Raw genomic sequence first — 21170 nt, 5'->3', positions numbered from 1 at the left:
AAATAAATTATTACCTTAAATTTAATATTCTAATTTTGTATTTTAGTATATATACTTAAACTTCATACAAGCAATCTTTTAAATACTATGGTATATATATTATGAGTATAAAATTAATAAAAAATCCCCCATAGTGGAGGATTTTTTATTAATTAAACTTGTTCAGCAATGCAATATAAAAGTTTTTCTGTTTCTTTAATTCCAAGACAAGGGTCAGTAATAGATTTACCATAAATATGTTCGTTAATTTTTTGAGAACCTTCTTCAATGTAACTTTCTATCATAACACCTTTTACAAGTTTCTTTAATTCAGGATTATATTCTCTACTTCTTAATATTTCTTTTACTATACGTGGTTGTTCATAGAACTTTTTATTAGAGTTATTGTGATTTGCATCTACAATTACAGCGGGATTTGGAAAATCATGTTGCTTATACATATCATTCACTCTCAATAAGTCTTCATAGTGATAATTAGGAATAGAATTTCCATGTTTATTTACAGAACCACGTAAAATTGCATGAGTATATGGATTTCCAGTAGTAGATACTTCATAATCTTTATATATAAAATCTTGTTTGCAGTGAGCAGCGTGTATTGAATTAAACATTACGCTTAAATCACCACTAGTAGGATTTTTCATTCCAACAGGAACATCAACTCCGCTGGCAGTAAGTCTGTGCTGTTGATTTTCTACGCTTCTTGCCCCAACTGCAACATAAGTAAGCAAATCTCCACAGTAAATATGATTACAAGGATATAACATTTCATCTGCAGGAGTAAGATATGTTTCTCTTATTGAGCGGATAAACATTTTTCTTATTGCAAGCAGACCTTCAACCATGTTTGGTGATTTTTCAGGATCTGGTTGATGAAGCATACCTTTATAACCTTCACCAGTAGTTCTTGGTTTATTAGTGTAAATTCTAGGGATAATAAATAGCTTGTCCTTAACTTTTTCATTAATTTTTGCAAGTCTGTTTATATAATCACATACAGAATCTTCTTCGTCTGCAGAACATGGTCCAACGATAACCACAAATTTATCGCTTTTTCCAGCAAATATATCTTTTATTTCTGCATCTCTTTCAGCTTTAATTTTTTTTAAATGCTCATCTAGAGGTGTCATTTCTATGACTTCTTCTGGAGATGGTATTTTTCTAATGTTTAAAAAACTCATTTTTTATGCCCCCTTAATATATGTATAATAATACTATATAATTGTTAAAAGAATTAGTCAAGTATTGATAAAAGATTAATAAATATTACATAATATAAATATATTGATAAAAAATAGTCAATATATATTAAAAATAAGAAAAATATATATTGCTATTTTAATGTATGAAAAAGAGTTATTATATTGTTATTAAGGTATTAATTTTACATCTTATTGGGGGGATTCTTATGAAAATTTTAGCTTATAGTCACAGGGATGATGAAACAGAATTTTTTAAAAAGTTTAGTAAGGAATATAATGTTGAAATTTCAATAAAAAGTTGTATTGCATTTATGAATGATGAAGATAATCCATGGCAGGTTATTTAAAGGTGCTTTAGGAGTCTACTGAAAAATAGTTTCTTTCAAATTATAATAAATATGTATATAAAAATATGAATATCTGATAATATATACTAAGTATAAACTAATTCAAAAGATGAAAGGCCGTGTTTTAAGGTGGATAACATATTAGGATATTATTTAATGCCACATATACCAGAAATAATAGATGAAATAGCAGACTCAAATATGCAAAGATTAAAAAAGACTAGTGAAGCATGTGAAGAAATTGGAAAGGAGATAAGCAAAATTCAACCGGAAACTATTGTTATTCTTTCTCCACATGGAAATTTACGAGAAAATTTCTTCACAATAAGTATGGGAGAATATATATATGGTAATTTTAAAGAATTTAAAAATGTAGATATAAGCTTTGTAGTTAAACTGGATAATATATTTTCACGAGGTGTCATAGATTATTTTGAAAGCAATTCTATAAATTATACTGTTAATGATAGCGAATCTAAGAATTATAAGCTTGATCATGGATCTATGGTGCCTTTATATTTTATTAATAAGAATTATAGAAATTATGAACTGGTAACCATAAATACATCAATAATAGATAGTAATAGACTTTTTGAATTTGGAAAAGCTATTAGGAAAATAAGTGAGATACAGGGAAAGAAAATTGTGGTGATTGCCAGCTGTGATATTGCAAATAATGAGGAATTTAAAACAATTCATAATGAGTCATATAAAACAAGAAGTAATATAAGAGGTTCTAATATAATTGATAATATTAAAGTGATGGAAAATTCAACTTTTAAAATTGATAAATTTAAAGAATTTCAAAAGTATAATATTATTTATATGCCGTTTATGCTTGGTGTGTTAGATGAAAGAGAAGTAAGGGGAAAATTTTTATCTTATGAAAAAAAAATTAATAATATATATGCACTTATTAAGCTTGAAACGAATTAGTCTTAAAGGATATATGGTCTTGCTTTTTGGGATATATTGACAATTAAATTATTGGGTGATATAGTGGTAAAGTAACATAAATGAGAAGGGAAAATAATATAATTAAGTATTCAGAGATGTATATAAATTATGTTCCAAGACGCTTTTTATTAATATGGTAATTGAAAATATGTAACTTATTTTGCCTATATTTTTATTAATTATAATTATCATAAAATAAAAGCCTGAATACAATGTGGTTATTTGATTTTTCTTACAATATTTATTTTGATTTTGTGTTGTGAAAGTAATGAATCACAACACTTTTTTTGTTTATATGTAGATATTCTCTTTTAGCACCATGATTTATATGATAATTAATTACATTATATAAATCGTTGGATTAGAGTGGTAATTAATTTTCTTAAATGATATAATAGCTGTATTAATCAAGGAGTAGGTGGAATTATGGATAATAAAGAAAATAAACAGGAGATTATAGACAATTTCTTAAAATATAATAAAATTAGAGTTTCAGGAGGCAAGATAACAGATTATAAACAGCTTGCATTTTATTTAAACAAACTTGCTAAAAATGAAATTAATAAAGGTAGATTTGAAAAAGCATTATATTTTGCACAGAAATCATCAGAATTTGATAAAGAAAACTATGATTCATTATTCTTAAATGGATTAGCTTTAAGATTTCTTGGGAAAATAGAAGAGGCTATCGAGATTTTTAAAGAGCATTATACAATATGTAACGATAGAGAAAGCATGTTTAATGTTGGTTTATGTTATATGCAGGCAAATGAAAATGAAAAGGCAATTGATTATTTTAATCGAGGATTAGAGGACATAGATAATGAAGAATATGAAAAAAATAAGGAGTTAATCTGTTTAGTTTACGAATGTATGGGTAATATTTATTTATCAAGAGAAGATATTTTAGAGTTTGATTCAACAGATAAATTGAAGATGAACTATAAATTAGCGTTAAAATATTATAAAAAGTCTTTAAGCATAAATAAATTAAATGCAACTTTATTAAATAGACTTGCGGCGTGTTATTATCATTTTGATGATATAGGAAAAGCACTATACTGTTATGAGCTTGCAAGTAAAGTGGCGCCAGAAGATAAACGTTACATAGAAGCAGTTGATGAACTTAAGAATTCAGGTGTTGTTTCAGAAGAAATTGATTTTGATAAGTAATTAAATAAATTTTTGCAAGAAGCTATAAATCATTTTGATTTATAGCTTTTTTTTATAGCAGCATTCAATCATTATTTAAGTTCTATAGGCAAGTCAATATCATGGATATCGGAATCCATATTCCATTATATATGTCCTATATGTGGTGTTACAAGCATATATCAGTTTATAACATCAAGTAGTCTATTTGTAGTAAAAGTTAAAAGTATACTTGGACTAGTAATAGGTGCTGTAATAATTTTAAGTGTTTTATTTGGTCCTATAATATGTGGTTTCTTTTGTCCATTTGGAGCAATACAAGATTTATGTGCCAGATTAGGAAAGAAAATTTTTAAGAGAAAATACAATACATTTGTACCATATTCAATACACTCTAAAATGAAATATTTGAGATATATTATGCTTGTGTTAACTATTATATTGACAGCAGTAAGTGGCGGTGTAATTATTTTAGAAAAAATAAATCCTTACCATGGTTTTTTATCATTATTTAATGGAAAATTCAGTTTAATAAGTATTATAGTTTTAATAATAATTATTGGAATTTCACTTATTATTTATAGACCTTGGTGTAAGTACTTATGTCCATATGGAGCACTTTTAGGACTGTTCAATAAAATTAAAGTATTTAGAGTTGTGAGAAGGAAAAGTACTTGTATAGGATGTAAAAAATGTAGCAGATCATGTCCTATGAATATAGAAGTGTCAGAAAAGGAGGAAGTTAGAGATTTACATTGTATATCATGTTTTGAATGTGTGGAAGAAAAAGTGTGTCCAAAACAACATACTATTTATTTAAGCAGTAAAGATGAGATAGATGATGAGAATGAGAATAATAATAAATCCACATCAGTATCAACTAGTACAAGTCATAACACTGTAAAGTCATTAGATGATATGGAGGAGAAGGAAAAACATCATGACCACAAGAAAAAAGGAAATAAGCATGGAGAAGGAGGCCATAAAGGAGCAGCATCACTAGAAAGTACTGAAAGTATTGATATGGCTTCAGGTTCTTATGAAGATGGTACTTATGAAGGAACAGCAAATGGTTATTCAAATAATTTAAAGGTACAAGTTCAGGTGAGTGGTGGAAAGATTAGTGATATTGAAATATTGAGTCATAATGAAACACCAGGATTTTGTGAAAAAGCTTTTGAACAGGTTCCAGCAAGTATAATACAAAAGCAGAGCACGGATGTAGATACTGTTTCAGGAGCAACTTATACAAGCAAGGGGATTATAAATGCAGTAAATAATGCACTTAATAATAATTAGATAAATTAATATATTATATAAAATTATTTTTATAATGGAGGTAAATTAGGATGAAGTACGTTGAAAAGTGGGATGTGATTTTTGGAACAAGAATATATCAAAAAGTTTCTGTTAATGTGGGTCAGGTTCAATGATTGATTTGGGAGGAATTGCAAAGGGATATATTGCTGACAAGGTAATAGAATTATATAAGGAAAACAATATTAAATCAGCAATTATTAACCTTGGTGGAAATATAAAAGTTCTTGGTAGGAAAGAAGAGGATAAACTTTGGGAAATAGGAATATATGAGCCTGAAAAGCATAGCAATAACATTGTATGTACTATAAATTTAGAAAATAAGTCTATAGTGACATCAGGAGCATATGAAAGAGGGTTTATATGTGGTTATAAATATTATCATCACATAATTAACCCTAAGACAGGATATCCTGCTGAGTCTGATTTAAAAAGTATAACAATTATCAGTGATGCATCAATTGATGGAGATGGATTATCTACGCCGTTATTTATAATGGGAAAATATAAAGCATATGAATTCATGAAAAAAAATAATATAAGTGGAATAATGATTACAACTGATGATGAAATAATAATTACAAAAGATCTTTTAGCTAATTTTACATTAACTCAAGAATATAAAGTAATGTGTTTTTAAGTGACAAGCCTTATTTAAAGTGTTAAAATAATTCAAATGAATGTTAAATATGTCTGGAGTGAAAATAAATGGACAAATTAATTTATATTGCTGATGATGAAGAAAATATAAGAAATCTTGTGAAGAGGTTTTTAGAAAGTAGTGGATATAAGGTTGAAGCTTTTGATAATGGAGATAAACTTTTAGAAGAATTTGAAAAAAAACCATGTGATCTTGTTATACTTGATATTATGATGCCAGGAAGTGATGGATTTCAAATTTGCACTAAGCTTAGAGAGAAGAGTATAGCACCTATTATTATGCTTACAGCAAGAGACAGTGATATGGATTATGTTACAGGAATAACACTTGGAAGTGATGATTATTTTACAAAACCATTTAGTCCTATGTCTTTAGTTATGAGGGTAAAAGCAATATTTAGAAGAATAGATTTTGAAAATTCAGAAAAAAATAATGTTGAAGATATGTATGAAAATTTAAAATTTGGTGGTGTTACAATAGATAAAAAGAGTAAGAATGTTAAATATGATGGAAAAACAATTGAACTTACACCAAATGAATTAAGTTTGCTGACATATTTGTTTGAAAATAAGGATAGGGCAGTATCAAGGGAAGAGCTTTTAAATAAAATATGGGGCTATGATAGTGAAGTTGAGACAAGAGCTGCTGATGATACAGTTAAGAGGCTTAGAAAGAAAATTTCAAATACTAATATTGCAATTGAGACGGTATGGGGATTTGGCTTCAGGCTTAAGGAGAATTAACGTGAAGAATAAAGCTAAGAAAAGTATAAAAGTAAGAATTTTTAAAGTCATGTTAATGCTTGTTGTGATAATGTTTTCAATTATTGCAGTTAGTTTTAATCTTATTGCAAATAAATATATAGATAAAACTAGTAATAGGAAGCTGAATGAAATTAAAAATATAGCTGAAAGAAGAGATGTGTGGAATTCATTGAACGGAGAATCCTATTCTGGCAATAAAAATAAAGGATTTAATCATTTTAGGAAAATGGTTGAAAGCAAGGATTATAAGAAAAAGGATTTTCAGATACTAATATTATGGTGATTGATGATAACTATGATATTAAGGAACCGTGTTTAAATGAAGATAATTATTATAATATTATAGAATGCCAAAATTTAGCCGAAGTTCTTAAAAAGCGTAAAATAAAATTAAATAGTGATAAAAATATAAAAATATATGATGAAGAAAATGATAATACATATTATGTATCAGTTGTAAAGATTGATGGGGAAAATGATTATTATCTTGTTGCATTTATAAATGTAACAAATATGTTAAACTTCGAAAGAAGCGTCAATGTAATATTAATATGTGTATTGATTTTTGTATTAGTAATTACAGTTTTTATTGTAGGTATGTTATCAAATAAAATATCACGACCTATTCAGCAACTTAGCGCATTTGCAAAGCAAATAGGAAAAGGAAATTTCGAGCAATGCGACTTTGACTTTAGTGATAGGGAACTTGATGAATTAGCCACTGTTATGAATATGACAGCTAATGAATTAGATAAATATGATAAGGATCAGAAAGTATTTTTTCAAAATGTTTCCCATGAATTAAGGACGCCACTTATGTCTATAAAGGGCTATGCTGAAGCAATAAAATATAAGATGATGAATGATGATGAAGCTGCAGATATAATATTAGAAGAAGGAAATAGACTTGAGGAATTAGTGGAGGAACTTTTATATATATCTAGAATGGATAATATAACAAAAGATTCTGTACGAACTAAAAGAGATCTGCGTGAGGTACTTTCAGATTGTGTAATAAAAGAAAAAAGTATTGCTTTAAAGAATTCTATAGAAATAATATATGATTTTGATGATGAGCCTGTCTTTTTTGAGTGTGAGGAAAAAAGTCTTTACAGAGCATTTATCAATATAATTAATAATGGATTAAGATATTCTAAAAGTAAAATGATAATACGTTGTAGAAATAATAAAGATAAAATAATTATTTCTATAGAAAATGATGGGGAGTTTATTGATGAGAAAGATATACTCCATATATTTGAAAGATTTTATAAAGGAAGTAAAGGAAAAAACGGCATAGGATTATCTATTGTAAAATCTGCTATTGAAATGCATGGCGGTAGTATTTATGCTGAAAATTGTGAAAATGGATATGTAAAGTTTTTGATAGAATTTCCAAAAGAATTTTAGAAGTAAATAAAATGAATTATAGCTTGTTTAAGAGTAGAAATACTATTTAAACAAGCTATTTTGTTATATTAAATAAAAATAATTAATAGTATAGAATTAAAACTTATAATAGGTTACTATAAAATAAAAATGTGAAAAATTACTATAATAATATTGGGGAGTGCAATTAATGTATAAGAATTTTATATTTGATTTATATGGAACATTGGTAGATATCCATACAGATGAACAAGATGAAAAATTATGGGGAAAATTAGCTGCATTTTATTCTTTTAATAATGCATTATATAGAGAAGCTGAGATTAAAGAAAAATATGATGAATATGTAAAATATGAAAAAGATAAAATAAAAGATACAGAATTTAAGGATTTTCCTTTAGAAAGAGTTTTTGAAAAAATGTACACCTATAAGAGCATTAAGCCAAGTGATGAACTTATAAAAAATACGGCACATTTATTTAGAATAATGTCAATGGAGTATGTAAGATTATATGAGGGTGCAGAAGAGCTGTTAATAAAACTAAAGAAAAACAATAAGAAAATATATCTGTTGTCAAATGCTCAGAGAATTTTTACAATTTATGAAATGAGAGCTTTAGGAATAGAAAAATATTTTGATGATATATTTATATCTTCAGATAATTTTGTTTGTAAGCCTGATAATAAATTTTATATGAATTTAATCAAAAAACATAATCTAGATTTAAAGGAAACAATTATGGTGGGAAATGATTTGATTTCAGATATTAAGGGAGCTCAGGAATGTGGAATTGATACATTATATATAAAATCAAATTTATCACCTGAAATAGAAGAAAATATTAAACCTTCCTTTAAAATATTAGATGGAGATGTTCATAAAATTTCTTCAATAATATTAAGACAGTAATATAAATCGTAATTATTTATGTGAGTATAATTTTAGTAGATATTAGACATTTATTTATATATAAAGTGTAAAGAAGTTGAATAATTTTAAGGTGGCGCAGTAATGAAAGAAAAAAGTAAAGGAAAAGTACTATTATAATAATTAGTTCTTTTAGTAGTTCATAGGGGAATGCTTAGACTGATTATTGATAAAATTTAGATAATACAACTTCTAGATATAGCAAAGGAAATTATTATGTATAGAATGCATCTAGGAGTATTAAATAATATGATTGCTTCTAAAAAGTTAATACGTAAAATAATATATTTTACGTATTAAAAAAATATGATATAATGAAGAAGATTGTAAGATTTATCTATGTATAATGCAAAATCTTGCGGTTTATTTAAATTTGATTTACATACTTAGGTAAATCAAAAATACAATATTATATCAAGGGAGAAATTCCCTGTGTTGATGGGAGAATGAACATGACATTTGACGATTTTTCAATGCTATTTCAATTTATAGGCGGATTAGGAATGTTCCTATATGGAATGCAGATGATGGCGACTGGTCTTCAGAAAACAGCTGGAGACAAGATGAAACATTTACTTGGTGTTCTCACAAATAATAGATTTATGGGAATACTTGTTGGTGCTCTTATTACAGCCATAATTCAAAGTTCAGGGGCTACAACGGTTATGGTAATAGGTTTTGTAAATGCTGGTCTTATGAATTTATTCCAAACAGTTGGAGTAATCATGGGAGCAAATATTGGAACTACAATTACAGCATGGATTGTATCAGCAGGACAGCTTGGTGATGCAGTTACAGTAATGAAGCCAAGTTTTTATGCACCACTTATGATTGGTATAGGCGCTCTTTTTGTAATGTTTTCTAAGAAGGAAAAAAGACAAAACATAGGATCTATATTAATAGCACTTGGCCTTTTATTTGTTGGTTTAGATTGGATGTCTGGATCTATTAAGCCTTATACAGATGCACCAATATTCTCAAAAGCATTTGCATTGTTAGGTGGAAATCCTATATTAGGTATTTTAGCAGGTGCGGTAGTTACTGCAATTATGCAAAGTTCATCAGCTTCAGTTGGGGTGTTACAAACTCTTGCTATGAATGGTGTAGTTACAGCGAATGCAGCAGTTTATATCTGTCTTGGATCAAATATTGGATCTTGTTATACAGCATTACTTTCAAGTATAGGTGCGTCTAAGAATTCGAAAAGAACAGCTGTTATTAATTTACTATTTAATATTTTTGGAGTTACTATTTTTGGAACAATAGCATTTATATTATTTAAGGTGAATACGGCGCTTGCAGCATCATCTATTGATAGTGTTAAAATTTCTTTATTCCATACAGTTTTCAATTTAGTTACTACAGTTATTATGTTCCCATTAGCTAATTTTTTAGTTAAGGCTTCATGCATCATTGTAAAAGATAAAGATGAAGATAAAGAACTTACTAATGGTGATGGAATAGAAATGCATCATTTAGATGATAGAATTATGAAGACTCCATCTTTTGCAATAGAAGCTGCATTAAAAGAAATTAATGAAATGGGAAGATTAGCTCTTGAAAATGTTGAACTTTCAGTAAAATCAGCTATGTTCTTAAAAGAGGAAGATATAAAACTTGCTTATGAAAATGAAGAGAATATTAATGAATTCGAAAAGACAATTACTAAGTATCTTGTAAAAATCAATAATTTAAATTTAAATGACACGCAACATAAAACAGTTAAAAACTTATTATATACAATTAATGATTTAGAACGAATAGGTGATCATGCTAAAAATATTGCTGAATTTGCATACAAATTAAAGAAGGATAATCTTGTATTCTCTAAAGATGTAATAGAAGAACTTAATAGAATGAAAGATCATGTTGTTATGTCTCTAGAATTAGCTATAAAGATGAGAGAAGCTGGCAGTGGAGATCAAATAAAGAAGGTTTATAAATACGAAAATGACGTTGATAGAATTGAAATTGATATTCGTGAAAAATATATTTCTAAACTGCTTGAAAAAGATTATAATGTTGAAACTGGAGTGCTATTCATAGATATAATAAGTAATTTAGAAAGAATTTCAGATCATGCATTAAATATTGCTCAATATGTTGAGGAAGAAAATAAATAGAATATTATTAAGTAAGGATCTATTAAAGAAAATAGGTCCTTATTTTTATAAAATAATACTATTTGTTAAAAGGATGTTATAGTTGAGTGTAAAAATAAATTATGGATATAATACAATATATATTGAACAAAATATTAATTATCATAATGAATTTTTTCTTGAATTTGGACTGAAAATCAAATTGTGCTAAAATATTTGCGAGGTGAAAAAAATGTTGAATATAACTAATACACTGTTATGGCTTTTACAGGGGACTTCTGGAGCTATAGCAGGATACATAACAAATAAATATGCAGTAAATATGCTGTTTAAAGAATATACACCTTTTAGAATTGGTGAAAAGGTTATTCTACCTTATAAATTTGGAGGAGTTATCAAAAATAGAAAGGAAAAATTTATAGAGGAATTAAGTGATTTAGTAGAAAGAGATATAGTAAATGGTAAAACTATAAAATCACAATTTGATTCTGATGATTTTAAGAGTGCTATAGATAAGTTGGCTTATAATTTTATAGATAAATCATTAAAAGAATCCTTTGGAGAACTTAATTTTTCAGCGATATCTGGATTTGATAAAACAGAAGAGTCAATATTAGAGTTTTCAAAAAGTAATATGAAATCATGTATATCTAAATTAGCAGAAGTATTAGCACAAAATATTAAGCTGTTAGATTTTGTTGATGATAGAGAAATAATACATAGTTCTGAAAAGATATACAATATAATTTTAGAAGAAGTGGAAAAAAATAAGGGGATACAGCAATTAGAAAAGGCTTTTTATAATAGCATTAAAGATATTAGTATTGATGGAATTTTAACTGAAAACTCAAAAAATCATATTACTAATAATATAAATAATATTGCAGATGAGCTTGTTTTTAGTTTTGTTGATAATGAAGAAAAGATTATTGAAAATTTAAATAAAGTATTAGAAATTTCAGATGTATATGATATAATTAAAAAATTTCAGCAAAAATTTAAAGAAAAGAAATTTTCAGATTTTATTAGTGATGATGAGAAAAAGGCAATATCAAAATATATTTTTGAAAAAATTAATATATATTTAGATAAAAATGGCAATGAATTACCATATAATCTTATAAATAATTTTATTAAAATTGCTGAAGAAACAGATTATACAATATATGAGTTTTTAGGTCCTGAATTCAGTGAAAAGGTAATTAATTTTATAAATCAAAGGCTTCCAGTAATAATGCCATATGTTTCAGAGTGGATACTTAATAATAAAGATGAACTTGATACTGTTATTGAGGAGTCTATAGACGAAGCTATAGGCAATATGGATGAAAATATTAAAAAACTTATAATATCCAAAGTACGTGAATTCTTCTTAGATAATGTAAGCGCTAAAAATGAAGTTGTAAATAAGATAGTGTCTTATGTAGAAGGTTATACTATGGATAATGAATCAGCAGAAGAACTTAATAATAAAATAGAAGAATATTTAAAGAAGACAAAAATTGAAGATGTTATAGTATTATTAAAAGATAATAATATTATTAATGAAGAGTATATAAATAAATTAAGTATGTTGTTGGTAAGTGAATATAAGAAGCATGGTATGAGCCTTATAGAAGAGCTAATTGAGTCTTTAGCATCAAAAACTGTAGGTACAATGATAAAGTTTGATTTTAATGTGGTGTTTGATTCTAAAATAAAAGAAAAAATTATTCAATATATATTAGATAATAGGAATAAATTTAAAAATAGTATAAGTCATTATATGCAGACATATATAAATGATAAAATACAGAACATGTTATCACAGCCAATTGAAAAGCTTATACCATCAATAAATGTATTTGATAATTTAAAAGAAACTCTGAGCGAAAATAAGAATATAGTAGTTGAAAAAATAAAAAAGGAACTTTCAGGTTATATGATAAATTTCAACCTATATGATAAATTTGAAGAAAATAAAAAATTAATATTGGATGAAATTATAAACATAACCATAGATTATGAAAGGGATGCTATTAATAAATATAAAAATAAACCTATAAATGATCTTATTGATAAAATTTTAGAAGAAGAAAATATAAGCAATATTATTGGAAATGAGTTAATTAATTATATTGATAATAATAGTGAAGAATTATTAAAAGGTAAAGTTAGAAAAGTTGTCTATGATAACTTGATTAAGTATGATGAAGAAGAAATTTGTGACTTGGCACAAAGATTTATGGGAAATGAATTAAAACCTTTATCTATATTTGGTGGAGTACTAGGCTTGATAGCAGGGCTTGCATTTGGAGCATTCTTTAAAAATGTAAATATATTTGGTTTTTACAATAGTGTTTCAGAGGGGATTTTATCAATAGTCCTTATGGGAGCAATTGGAGTTCTTACAAATGTAATAGCTATAGCAATGCTATTTAAGCCATATAAAAAGAATAAAATATTAAGTAAAATACCATTACTTAATAAATTTGCATTAGGGTATATACCTGCACATAAAGATAATCTTGGTAAAAGCATTGGAAAAGTAATTGATGATGATATATTAAATAGTAATAAAATACAAGATTTATTAATAAATAATAAGGAAAATATATTACAATATACTATAGAGTATTTTGAAAATAGTAATTATAGTGTTTTAATGAAGCTTCTTAACAATAAGAAAAATAATGTTATAGAATTTATTTATAAAAAGCTAATTAAAAATATATCTGAGGACAAAAACGTTTCTAACATAGGTTGCAAGATAAGCAATATTCATATGGATTCTTTTGTATCACAGAATAAATTTTTGCTTTTAATAGATAAATTGAAGAATAATAAAAATAAAATAGCAAATTTATCTGCTAATTATTTAGTTGAGAAAATTAATAATAAAACTATTGAAGAGTCCATATCAAATAATATTTTATATAATATAAATTCAAATATTAATAATAGTATAAATGCTAATATATATGAGGAAATATTGAATAATATTGATTATAAATCAGTAAACAGTTTATTAAGCAGGGTTGAAGACAAGTATAGCAAAGTAATCAATAGAACTATTAATGATATTGTTAATGAAGATATGAAAAAGTCATTAGAAAGTTATATGGTGAACAATGCTGAAAGTTTTGTTTTTAATGAAATGAAATATGCAGCTATATCTGTTTTAAAGAATAAAGTTACTAATGAATTTAGTGTAGATGAAAGTATTGGATCGTTATTTGGTGGAAAAATTAGAATTTTAATTAATGAAAATTTAAATAAGGTTACAGATATAATTATTGAAAAGTTAACTAAGGTACTGAAGAATAATGAAACTTTAATAGAGAATAAAGTAAAGGAACAAGTTAATAATAATTTGAATTTCTTTGAAAAGATAGCATATTCGATGGCAGGAGGAGATGCCATTGTTGAAAGCTGTGTATCTGTTGCAGTAAATAAGAAAATACCTATATTTATTGACATGAAGTTTTATGAAATAAATAATTTAATTCAAAAGAGCCTTGATAATGATATCTATCCTATGAATATAGAAGAATTAAAATTAAGAGCTGATGAGTTAGATATAAGTGGTCTTTTAAATAGCATATTTGAAAAGGGGCAAAATAGTAATATTTTATCAAGTGAAATTAATAGACTATGTAAAATAGTAATTAATTCTATATATAATGAAAATATTAGTCATTTACTTGCGATTGTTAATTTAAATAGCATAGATGGAATAAAAGATAAATTCCATGACGATATTAGTTATGTATTAGAAAACTTAAAAATTAATCTAGATAAGAATAAAGAAAATCTACAAGAATATGTTGGTGATATAATTCAAAATGAATTTATTTCTAAATTAATAGCAATGCCATTGAATGGAATATTAGCAGGAATTAAGGGAAATGATTTATATTATGCAGCAGATATATTACTTGACAAGGCGTTTTCTAATGAAGCTGTAGATAAAGAATTGAAATCTGTTTTAATTGATATTTATGATGAACAAGTAAGTAATACTATGCTTAAAGATATTTATAATGAAAGTATGATTACTGAGATTCTTGAAAAAGTATTTATTAATTTATTATCTAATGATAAAGTGCTAAGAGAAATTAAATCTTCGATAGAAAAGATTACTGATAATATAATAGATTCTAAATTTGATTTTATAGATTCTAATTTTAGGAGAAAAGTTTCTAATAAAATTATTGAAGGGGCACTTAACAGTATAATTATTAATAGTAATGAATTAGTAAAATCAGTTGATTTAAAAACTGTTACTCATGAACAGATAAAAATTATGGATTCTAAAGAAATTCACGATTTATTTAATTCATTTGCTGGAGCATTTTTTAAGAAGTTGTATGCTTATGGTGCATTTGGGGCAGTTTTTGGAATTAATTTATATCTTCCTATAATATGGGCTGTAAAAGAAACTGTGACATCAAGCATGAATAATGTTAAAGATGGATATAAGATAAAGGATAATATCGATTAGGAAATTAAAATATATTTTAAAGTTCAATAATGTGTATTATTTTATGTATAATTTAAGTATTGACAAATTATATGGTTTATTTTACTATATAAATGTAGTAGTTTAATAGAATTTTAATGTCCTTGAGGGAGTAGTTTGCATATATGATATGTGATTAGGTCAACAATCATGATTTATTTATGAATAAATCTGGTCTAATCTTAAAAAGCGAGACTCATGTACAACCTAAAGTTGTACGTGAGTTTCGCTTTTTTGTGCTTATATGAGACTTTATTAAGTTGGTTTAAAACATTTTTATCATACTTAATTTTTAAATTACGCGATATATAAATTTTTAAAATTAATTTGTAGGATAAAAGTGTGACAAATATATTGAAAAATAAATAAGGATGGTGTTTGTGTGAAAGAAAAATTTTATAACATGAGCAAAAATGAAGTCCTAAGGATACTTGATGTAAATCAGGATCAGGGACTTACGGGAAAGGAAGTTGAAGAAAGTAGAAAAAAATATGGTGAAAATATATTTACTGTTAAAGAAGAAGGAAGTTTTTTTAAAGATCTTTTAGATTCACTAAGTGAACCGATGATGCTTATACTTATAGTAGCTGCTATTATAAGTGCAATAATTGGAGAATTTACTGATGCTGTTGGTATAATAGGAGCTATTATAATAGGTGTAAGTATTGGTATGATTACAGAAGGAAAATCAAAAAAGGCAGCTGAAGCATTATCAAAACTTACAGAGGATATAGAAGTAAAGGTATTAAGAAAAGGAAAAGTACATCAGATAAATAAAAGTGAACTTGTATTAGGCGATATTGTATTTGTTGAAACAGGGGACATGATACCTGCAGATGGAAGACTCATAGAAAGTATAAATTTAAAAGTTAGAGAAGACATGCTTACTGGTGAATCAGATGACGTAAGTAAAAATGAAGATTTAATTATAGATTTTGAAAGAATTGAGTCAAAAGGTATGATTATTGAACAAGATCCTGTACCAGCTAAACAGACTAATATGCTTTTTGGTGGAACTCTTGTTGCATATGGAAGAGGAACTATGGTTGTAACAAGTGTTGGAGATAGGACAGAAATGGGTAAAATAGCAGAAAATTTAAATGAAGATGAAGGTGAAACACCACTTCAAGTAAAGCTTGGTGCATTAGGTAAAAAGATAACTATTATATCTGGTGGAGTTGCAGGGGTATTATTTATAATCATGATATTCAATATGATAGCAAAAAATTTATTGGATATAGATACTAGTGGAATTATTCCATTTTTAGAGTCAATAGAACCTATAAAAACTACATTTACTATATGTGTTGCATTAATTGTTGCAGCAGTACCAGAAGGACTTCCAACTTTAATTAATATGACTCTTGCAGTAACAATGAATAAAATGGCAAGAATAAATGCACTTGTAACTAAAAAGGAAGCATGTGAAACAATAGGTTCAGTATCAGTTATATGTTCTGATAAAACTGGTACATTAACACAAAATAGAATGACAGTAGAAGTGGTGTTTGATAAAGGACAATACTCATATGACTCTAATATTAATGAAGAAGTTGAAAGTGGAATTGAAGAAAGTGCATGTACATTATCAGCTAATTTAGAAGAATCAAAATTATATACTGATAATAGTTATTTTAAAGAAAATTGTTTATTGAATTCAACAGCAGATATAGATGAATATGAAGGACAATTTAAGTACATTGGAAGTGCAACAGAATGTGCATTACTTGTTCACTATAGAGATATTGATTACAGAAAATTTAGAATTAGTAACAATATAATATGGCAGAAACCATTTGATTCGCGTTTAAAAAGAATGAGTACAATTTTTGAGGAAAATGGAGAAAATATATTATTAACTAAAGGAGCACCAGAAGTAATATTAGAAAAGTGTTCGTTTATTTTAATAAAAGACAGATTAGTAAAGCTTAGTGAAACAATTAAAAGTGAAATTTTAGAAGAAATTCAAAAACTACAGTTAAAATCCATGAGAGCATTGGGATTTGCATATTGTAAACTGGATAAAATAGAATTAGAAAATGTAATGAATGAGGAAAATTATCAGTTAGATAATTTGATTTTTACTGGATTTGTAGGAATAAGAGACCCTTTAAGACAAGATGTAAAGGAATCTGTTGAAATTGCAAGGGAAGCAGGCGTTGAAGTAAAAATGCTTACTGGAGATAATATAAATACTGCAAAAGCAATAGGAGATGAATTAGGGCTTTTAGATAATGGAATGAGAGCTGTTGAATCATCTTATATTGATACATTAAATGATGATGAATTATGTGATGAAATCAAACATATATCTATAGTTGCACGTTCAAAACCTGATACAAAGATGAGAATAGTAAATGCGCTTCAAAGAAATAATGAAGTCGTTGCAGTAACAGGTGATGGAATAAATGATGCACCAGCATTATCAAAAGCTGATGTAGGTATAGCTATGGGGATCTCTGGTACAGAAGTATCAAAAAATGCAGCAGATATAATATTAACAGATGATAGTTTTTCAACAATAGTAAAGGGAATTCAATGGGGGAGAGGAATTTATGATAATTTCCAAAGATTTATTCAATTCCAACTTACAGTTAATATAATAGCCTTTATTATAGCAATATTATCTCAGATTACTGGTAAAGGAATGCCATTTACAACTATTCAGCTTTTATGGGTGAATATAATTATGGATGGACCTCCAGCATTAGCATTAGGTCTTGAGCCAGTTAGAAATTATGTTATGAAAAGAAAGCCTATTAATAGAAATGCAAGTATCATTACAAAGACAATGATGACTACAATTATTTTAAATGCCATTTATATAATATCTATTTTATTATTACAACAGAACTTTAATGTGCTTAATGCTTCTCCAAAAGAGGAATCAACAGTATTATTCTGCTTATTCTCATTTAGTGTACTGTTTAATGCACTAAATAGCAGAGAATTTGGCACAGACAGTATCATACCTAATTTTACACGAAATACATTAGCACTTAAAATTATAGTTATTACTGCAATAGCTCAAGTAATATGTGTAGAATTATTTAGAGAATTCTTCAATTCAGTACCATTAGATATATACATGTGGATAAAGATATTCATTTTAAGTTCAACTGTAGTATTGGTAAATGAAGTAGTAAAATATTTTCTTAGAATTAAATTTAAATCTAATGGGAACGAGAATAAAAGATAATAATAAAATAATTACAATAATTAAGAAAATATTAAAATAATATTAAGAGCTACCTATTGAGGGCAAAATTTTAATTGAAAAATAAAAAAATATTCTGAAAATTTAAAATGTAGCGAAGCTAGTTATTTACTAGTATCGCTACATTTTTTAACTTGATAATAAAATAAAGAAAAACAACAAAATGTATACTTTTACATGAATAAACTTTACAAAAAGAGGGGGAAGGTGTAAAATAATAATCGTAATTTAAATTGAAAGGGGACGTTGGATGATAAGAAAGGTGAAGGGAAAAATTAAATTATTTACAGCTACATTATTATGTGCATTATCAGTTACGACTTTAGGAGCAAGTAAAGGTGTACATGCAGAAACTAAAGAAAATTATGATATTTATTGTTCTGCTACAGCCTATTGTGGTGGGGGAACAACTGCTTCAGGATTAGAATGCGTAAGAAAACCAGATGGAATCAGCACTGTTGCTGTTGATCCAAATGTTATTCCACTTGGGACGTTTATGTATATAGAAGGTTATGGATATGCCGTAGCAGCAGATACTGGTGGTGCAATTAAGGGGAATAAGATAGATATATATTATGACTACGAACATGAATGTAATAACTGGGGCGTGCAAAACGTAAAAGTTACAATTTTAGGTTCAACATCATAATAGTTTGAATATAATAGATTTTAATTACTTAACAGAAGATAAAAACTGTTACTTTATATAATAGGGTAGCAGTTTTTATGCATTAAATTTCAAACAAAATAAATTAATTTGTTATAATTAGTGTTACGAATGTATCCTGAGAAATAGGAAAAATAAAATATTTACTTTGTATAAATGTTATTTTTTATGGATTAATTATCTATCTTGTGTTAAATTAAATATGTGTATAAATTTTTTACAAGAGGGATAAAATTGAGGAGGTATACTAATGTCTAAGTATAAAGTAGGAGATGAATTAATTGTCATAACAGATCCAAATAAGGAAATAGAAAAATTTAAAGAACTTACTCATTTATTAGTAGAAGGAGATTATGCTCAAATAGCCTGGGGGCTTAAAATAATAAATGTAGAATATGAAAAGCCTTATGTTACACTAACATACACTAATGCAAGTGGTGTTGTAAATAAAGTTTTCGCTGAATGTAGAGATGTTGAAAACTTTGATAAAGAAAAAGTACTAGAAAAAGCATTACTAAAAGCATTTCAAAATGAAATAATTAATATATCAGTTAATAAAAATAAATAGGACAATTATTTAAGAATAATAAAAAGCAGCGCTGCTGCTTTTTTGTTTTTATATTAAGATATATATTATATTAAAATATTAAAAGATTTTATTATTTATTTATATAAATCACTATTTATAATGTTATACTGTTAAATGATAGTATTATTTAGTTGACTATTTAAAAGTGTAACATTTGATACACACTTAAATAATATTTTTTAATAAAATTATAGTTAAAAATGATATTAATTGAAAATTATACAGAAAAGGAGTATTGTTTTAATGGATTATAGTAACCTTCAGAAAGTAATAGATGGCAAAAGGACTTATAGTATTACACCACATATACCAGGTGGATTTGTGACAATAGAGACTATGGAGAAGATAGTGAGTGTTGCAAAAAAATATAAAGGTGTAATTAAGATTACATCGGGACAAAGAATAATGATTACTAACCTACAAAAAGAACAAATACCTGATATATGGGATGAATTGGGGATGGAGCCAGCTGTAAAAAGTGTTAATAGTGTAAAGAATGTTGAGATGTGTCCGGCAGGTTTTTGTAAGAGATCAAAATACAATACTATTGGAATAGGCATGAAGCTTTCTAAAAAATATACTTGGATGGAGGTTCCATGTAGAACTAAAATAGGAGTGGCAGGATGTCTTAATGCATGTGGAAGTGTATATGCAAGAGACATTGGAGTGATAGCTGATAAAACAGGATTTATAGTGTGTGCAGGGGGCTCTGGTGGATATAATCCAAGAATTGCAGATGTTATTATAAAAAACATAACTGAAGAGCAGGTTTTGAAAGTAGTTGATAATATTTTTGAATATTATAAAAGAAATGGAGAAGCAGGAGAAAAATTAAGCTTTTTCATAGAGAGAATTGGACTTGAAGAATTCAAACTAAATGTATTAAAAGGAATTTAATCTTATATGTAAGAAAACACGGCTATTTATTAGCCGTGTTTTTGTTATACATTACTCCGAAATTATACATTGATTCAAGTACAGGAATCATTTCTTTGCCAATTTCAGATAAACTATATTCTACTTTTGGAGGAACCACAGGGTACACTTTTCTATTGATAAGCTTATCCTCTTCTAATGCTCTTAACTGATTTGTTAACATTTTTTGTGTAACATCAGGTAATTTTCTTTTTAATTCGCTAAATCTAAGAGGCTTATTAGTTAAATACCATAGTATAAGAATCTTCCATTTTCCTGATATTATTTTATGAAAGATTGTAATAGGGCATGTTGCGAATTTAGAACAACGTGTTTGCATATGACACTCTCCGTGTAATGGTATATGTATATTCATTATTTTAGTCTCCTTTAATGTTTGTCTCACATTAATATTATACCATTATTTTAATTGTCATGGTATCTTTTTCGACACTATATATA

General features: G+C 26.6%; 17 protein-coding genes and 1 pseudogene. 16 read left to right on the top strand and 2 right to left on the bottom strand.

The genetic code is table 11. From position 1 onward, the window contains the following. Positions 1-152 precede the first annotated feature (152 nt). Positions 153-1181, bottom strand: coding sequence for a 3-deoxy-7-phosphoheptulonate synthase (locus tag HF850_RS05505; RefSeq protein ID WP_169104473.1), 1029 nt, complete (start codon positions 1179-1181; stop codon positions 153-155). A 227-nt stretch (positions 1182-1408) separates the two neighbouring features. Here HF850_RS05505 and HF850_RS05500 point away from each other — a divergent pair, with 227 nt between their 5' ends. From HF850_RS05500 to HF850_RS05430, 16 genes and pseudogenes are all read left to right on the top strand, one after another. Next, on the top strand, positions 1409-1549 hold the full coding sequence (locus HF850_RS05500; protein ID WP_169104443.1) for a hypothetical protein: 141 nt from the start codon (positions 1409-1411) through the stop codon (positions 1547-1549). Positions 1550-1678: 129 nt separating this feature from the next. Continuing rightward, a complete protein-coding gene (locus HF850_RS05495) occupies positions 1679-2485 on the top strand; it encodes a hypothetical protein (RefSeq protein ID WP_169104472.1) in 807 nt (268 codons plus the stop codon). A gap of 447 nt (positions 2486-2932) precedes the next feature. Continuing rightward, a complete protein-coding gene (locus HF850_RS05490) occupies positions 2933-3679 on the top strand; it encodes a tetratricopeptide repeat protein (protein WP_169104471.1) in 747 nt (248 codons plus the stop codon). Between the two features lie 54 nt (positions 3680-3733). Further along, a pseudogene (locus HF850_RS16120) lies at positions 3734-4009 on the top strand (4Fe-4S binding protein); the annotation flags it as partial. A gap of 48 nt (positions 4010-4057) precedes the next feature. Next, positions 4058-4957 (top strand): FMN-binding protein, encoded by a 900-nt coding sequence (locus tag HF850_RS15680; protein ID WP_243159408.1) that lies wholly within the window; start codon positions 4058-4060, stop codon positions 4955-4957. Between the two features lie 130 nt (positions 4958-5087). After that, a complete protein-coding gene (locus HF850_RS05480) occupies positions 5088-5615 on the top strand; it encodes an FAD:protein FMN transferase (protein WP_169104470.1) in 528 nt (175 codons plus the stop codon). 68 nt (positions 5616-5683) lie between these two features. Then, the gene (locus HF850_RS05475) at positions 5684-6379 is read left to right on the top strand and encodes a response regulator transcription factor (protein ID WP_169104469.1); all 696 of its coding nucleotides are present in this window, start codon (positions 5684-5686) and stop codon (positions 6377-6379) included. A gap of 1 nt (position 6380) precedes the next feature. Beyond that, the gene (locus HF850_RS05470; protein ID WP_169104468.1) at positions 6381-6683 is read left to right on the top strand and encodes a hypothetical protein; all 303 of its coding nucleotides are present in this window, start codon (positions 6381-6383) and stop codon (positions 6681-6683) included. After that, positions 6677-7810 (top strand): HAMP domain-containing sensor histidine kinase, encoded by a 1134-nt coding sequence (locus HF850_RS05465; RefSeq protein WP_169104467.1) that lies wholly within the window; start codon positions 6677-6679, stop codon positions 7808-7810. The genes HF850_RS05470 and HF850_RS05465 overlap by 7 nt, the downstream gene beginning before the upstream one ends. A gap of 169 nt (positions 7811-7979) precedes the next feature. Beyond that, complete coding sequence (locus HF850_RS05460; protein ID WP_169104466.1) at positions 7980-8699, top strand: HAD family hydrolase; 720 nt, start codon at positions 7980-7982, stop codon at positions 8697-8699. Positions 8700-9169: 470 nt separating this feature from the next. Next, complete coding sequence (locus HF850_RS05455) at positions 9170-10840, top strand: Na/Pi cotransporter family protein (RefSeq protein WP_169104465.1); 1671 nt, start codon at positions 9170-9172, stop codon at positions 10838-10840. 211 nt (positions 10841-11051) lie between these two features. Further along, positions 11052-15302: a DUF445 family protein gene (locus HF850_RS05450; RefSeq protein WP_169104464.1), complete on the top strand. Its 4251-nt coding sequence runs from the start codon at positions 11052-11054 to the stop codon at positions 15300-15302. Positions 15303-15723: 421 nt separating this feature from the next. Further along, positions 15724-18519 carry a cation-transporting P-type ATPase gene (locus HF850_RS05445; protein ID WP_169104504.1) on the top strand — a complete coding sequence of 932 codons (2796 nt, stop codon included), beginning with the start codon at positions 15724-15726 and terminating at the stop codon, positions 18517-18519. 268 nt (positions 18520-18787) lie between these two features. Continuing rightward, a complete protein-coding gene (locus HF850_RS05440; RefSeq protein ID WP_169104463.1) occupies positions 18788-19186 on the top strand; it encodes a 3D domain-containing protein in 399 nt (132 codons plus the stop codon). A gap of 268 nt (positions 19187-19454) precedes the next feature. Beyond that, the gene (locus tag HF850_RS05435) at positions 19455-19772 is read left to right on the top strand and encodes a hypothetical protein (RefSeq protein WP_169104462.1); all 318 of its coding nucleotides are present in this window, start codon (positions 19455-19457) and stop codon (positions 19770-19772) included. A 264-nt stretch (positions 19773-20036) separates the two neighbouring features. Next, positions 20037-20690, top strand: a complete 654-nt coding sequence (locus HF850_RS05430; protein WP_169104461.1) for an NAD(P)/FAD-dependent oxidoreductase — start codon at positions 20037-20039, stop codon at positions 20688-20690. Between the two features lie 22 nt (positions 20691-20712). Here HF850_RS05430 and HF850_RS05425 read toward each other — a convergent pair whose 3' ends face one another. Further along, the gene (locus HF850_RS05425) at positions 20713-21048 is read right to left on the bottom strand and encodes a helix-turn-helix domain-containing protein (protein ID WP_169104460.1); all 336 of its coding nucleotides are present in this window, start codon (positions 21046-21048) and stop codon (positions 20713-20715) included. Positions 21049-21170: the final 122 nt, after the last annotated feature.

This window comes from Clostridium sp. SM-530-WT-3G, assembly GCF_012843905.1.
GTDB lineage: Bacteria > Bacillota > Clostridia > Clostridiales > Clostridiaceae > Clostridium.
This window is presented reverse-complemented; position numbering and strand designations above follow the sequence as displayed.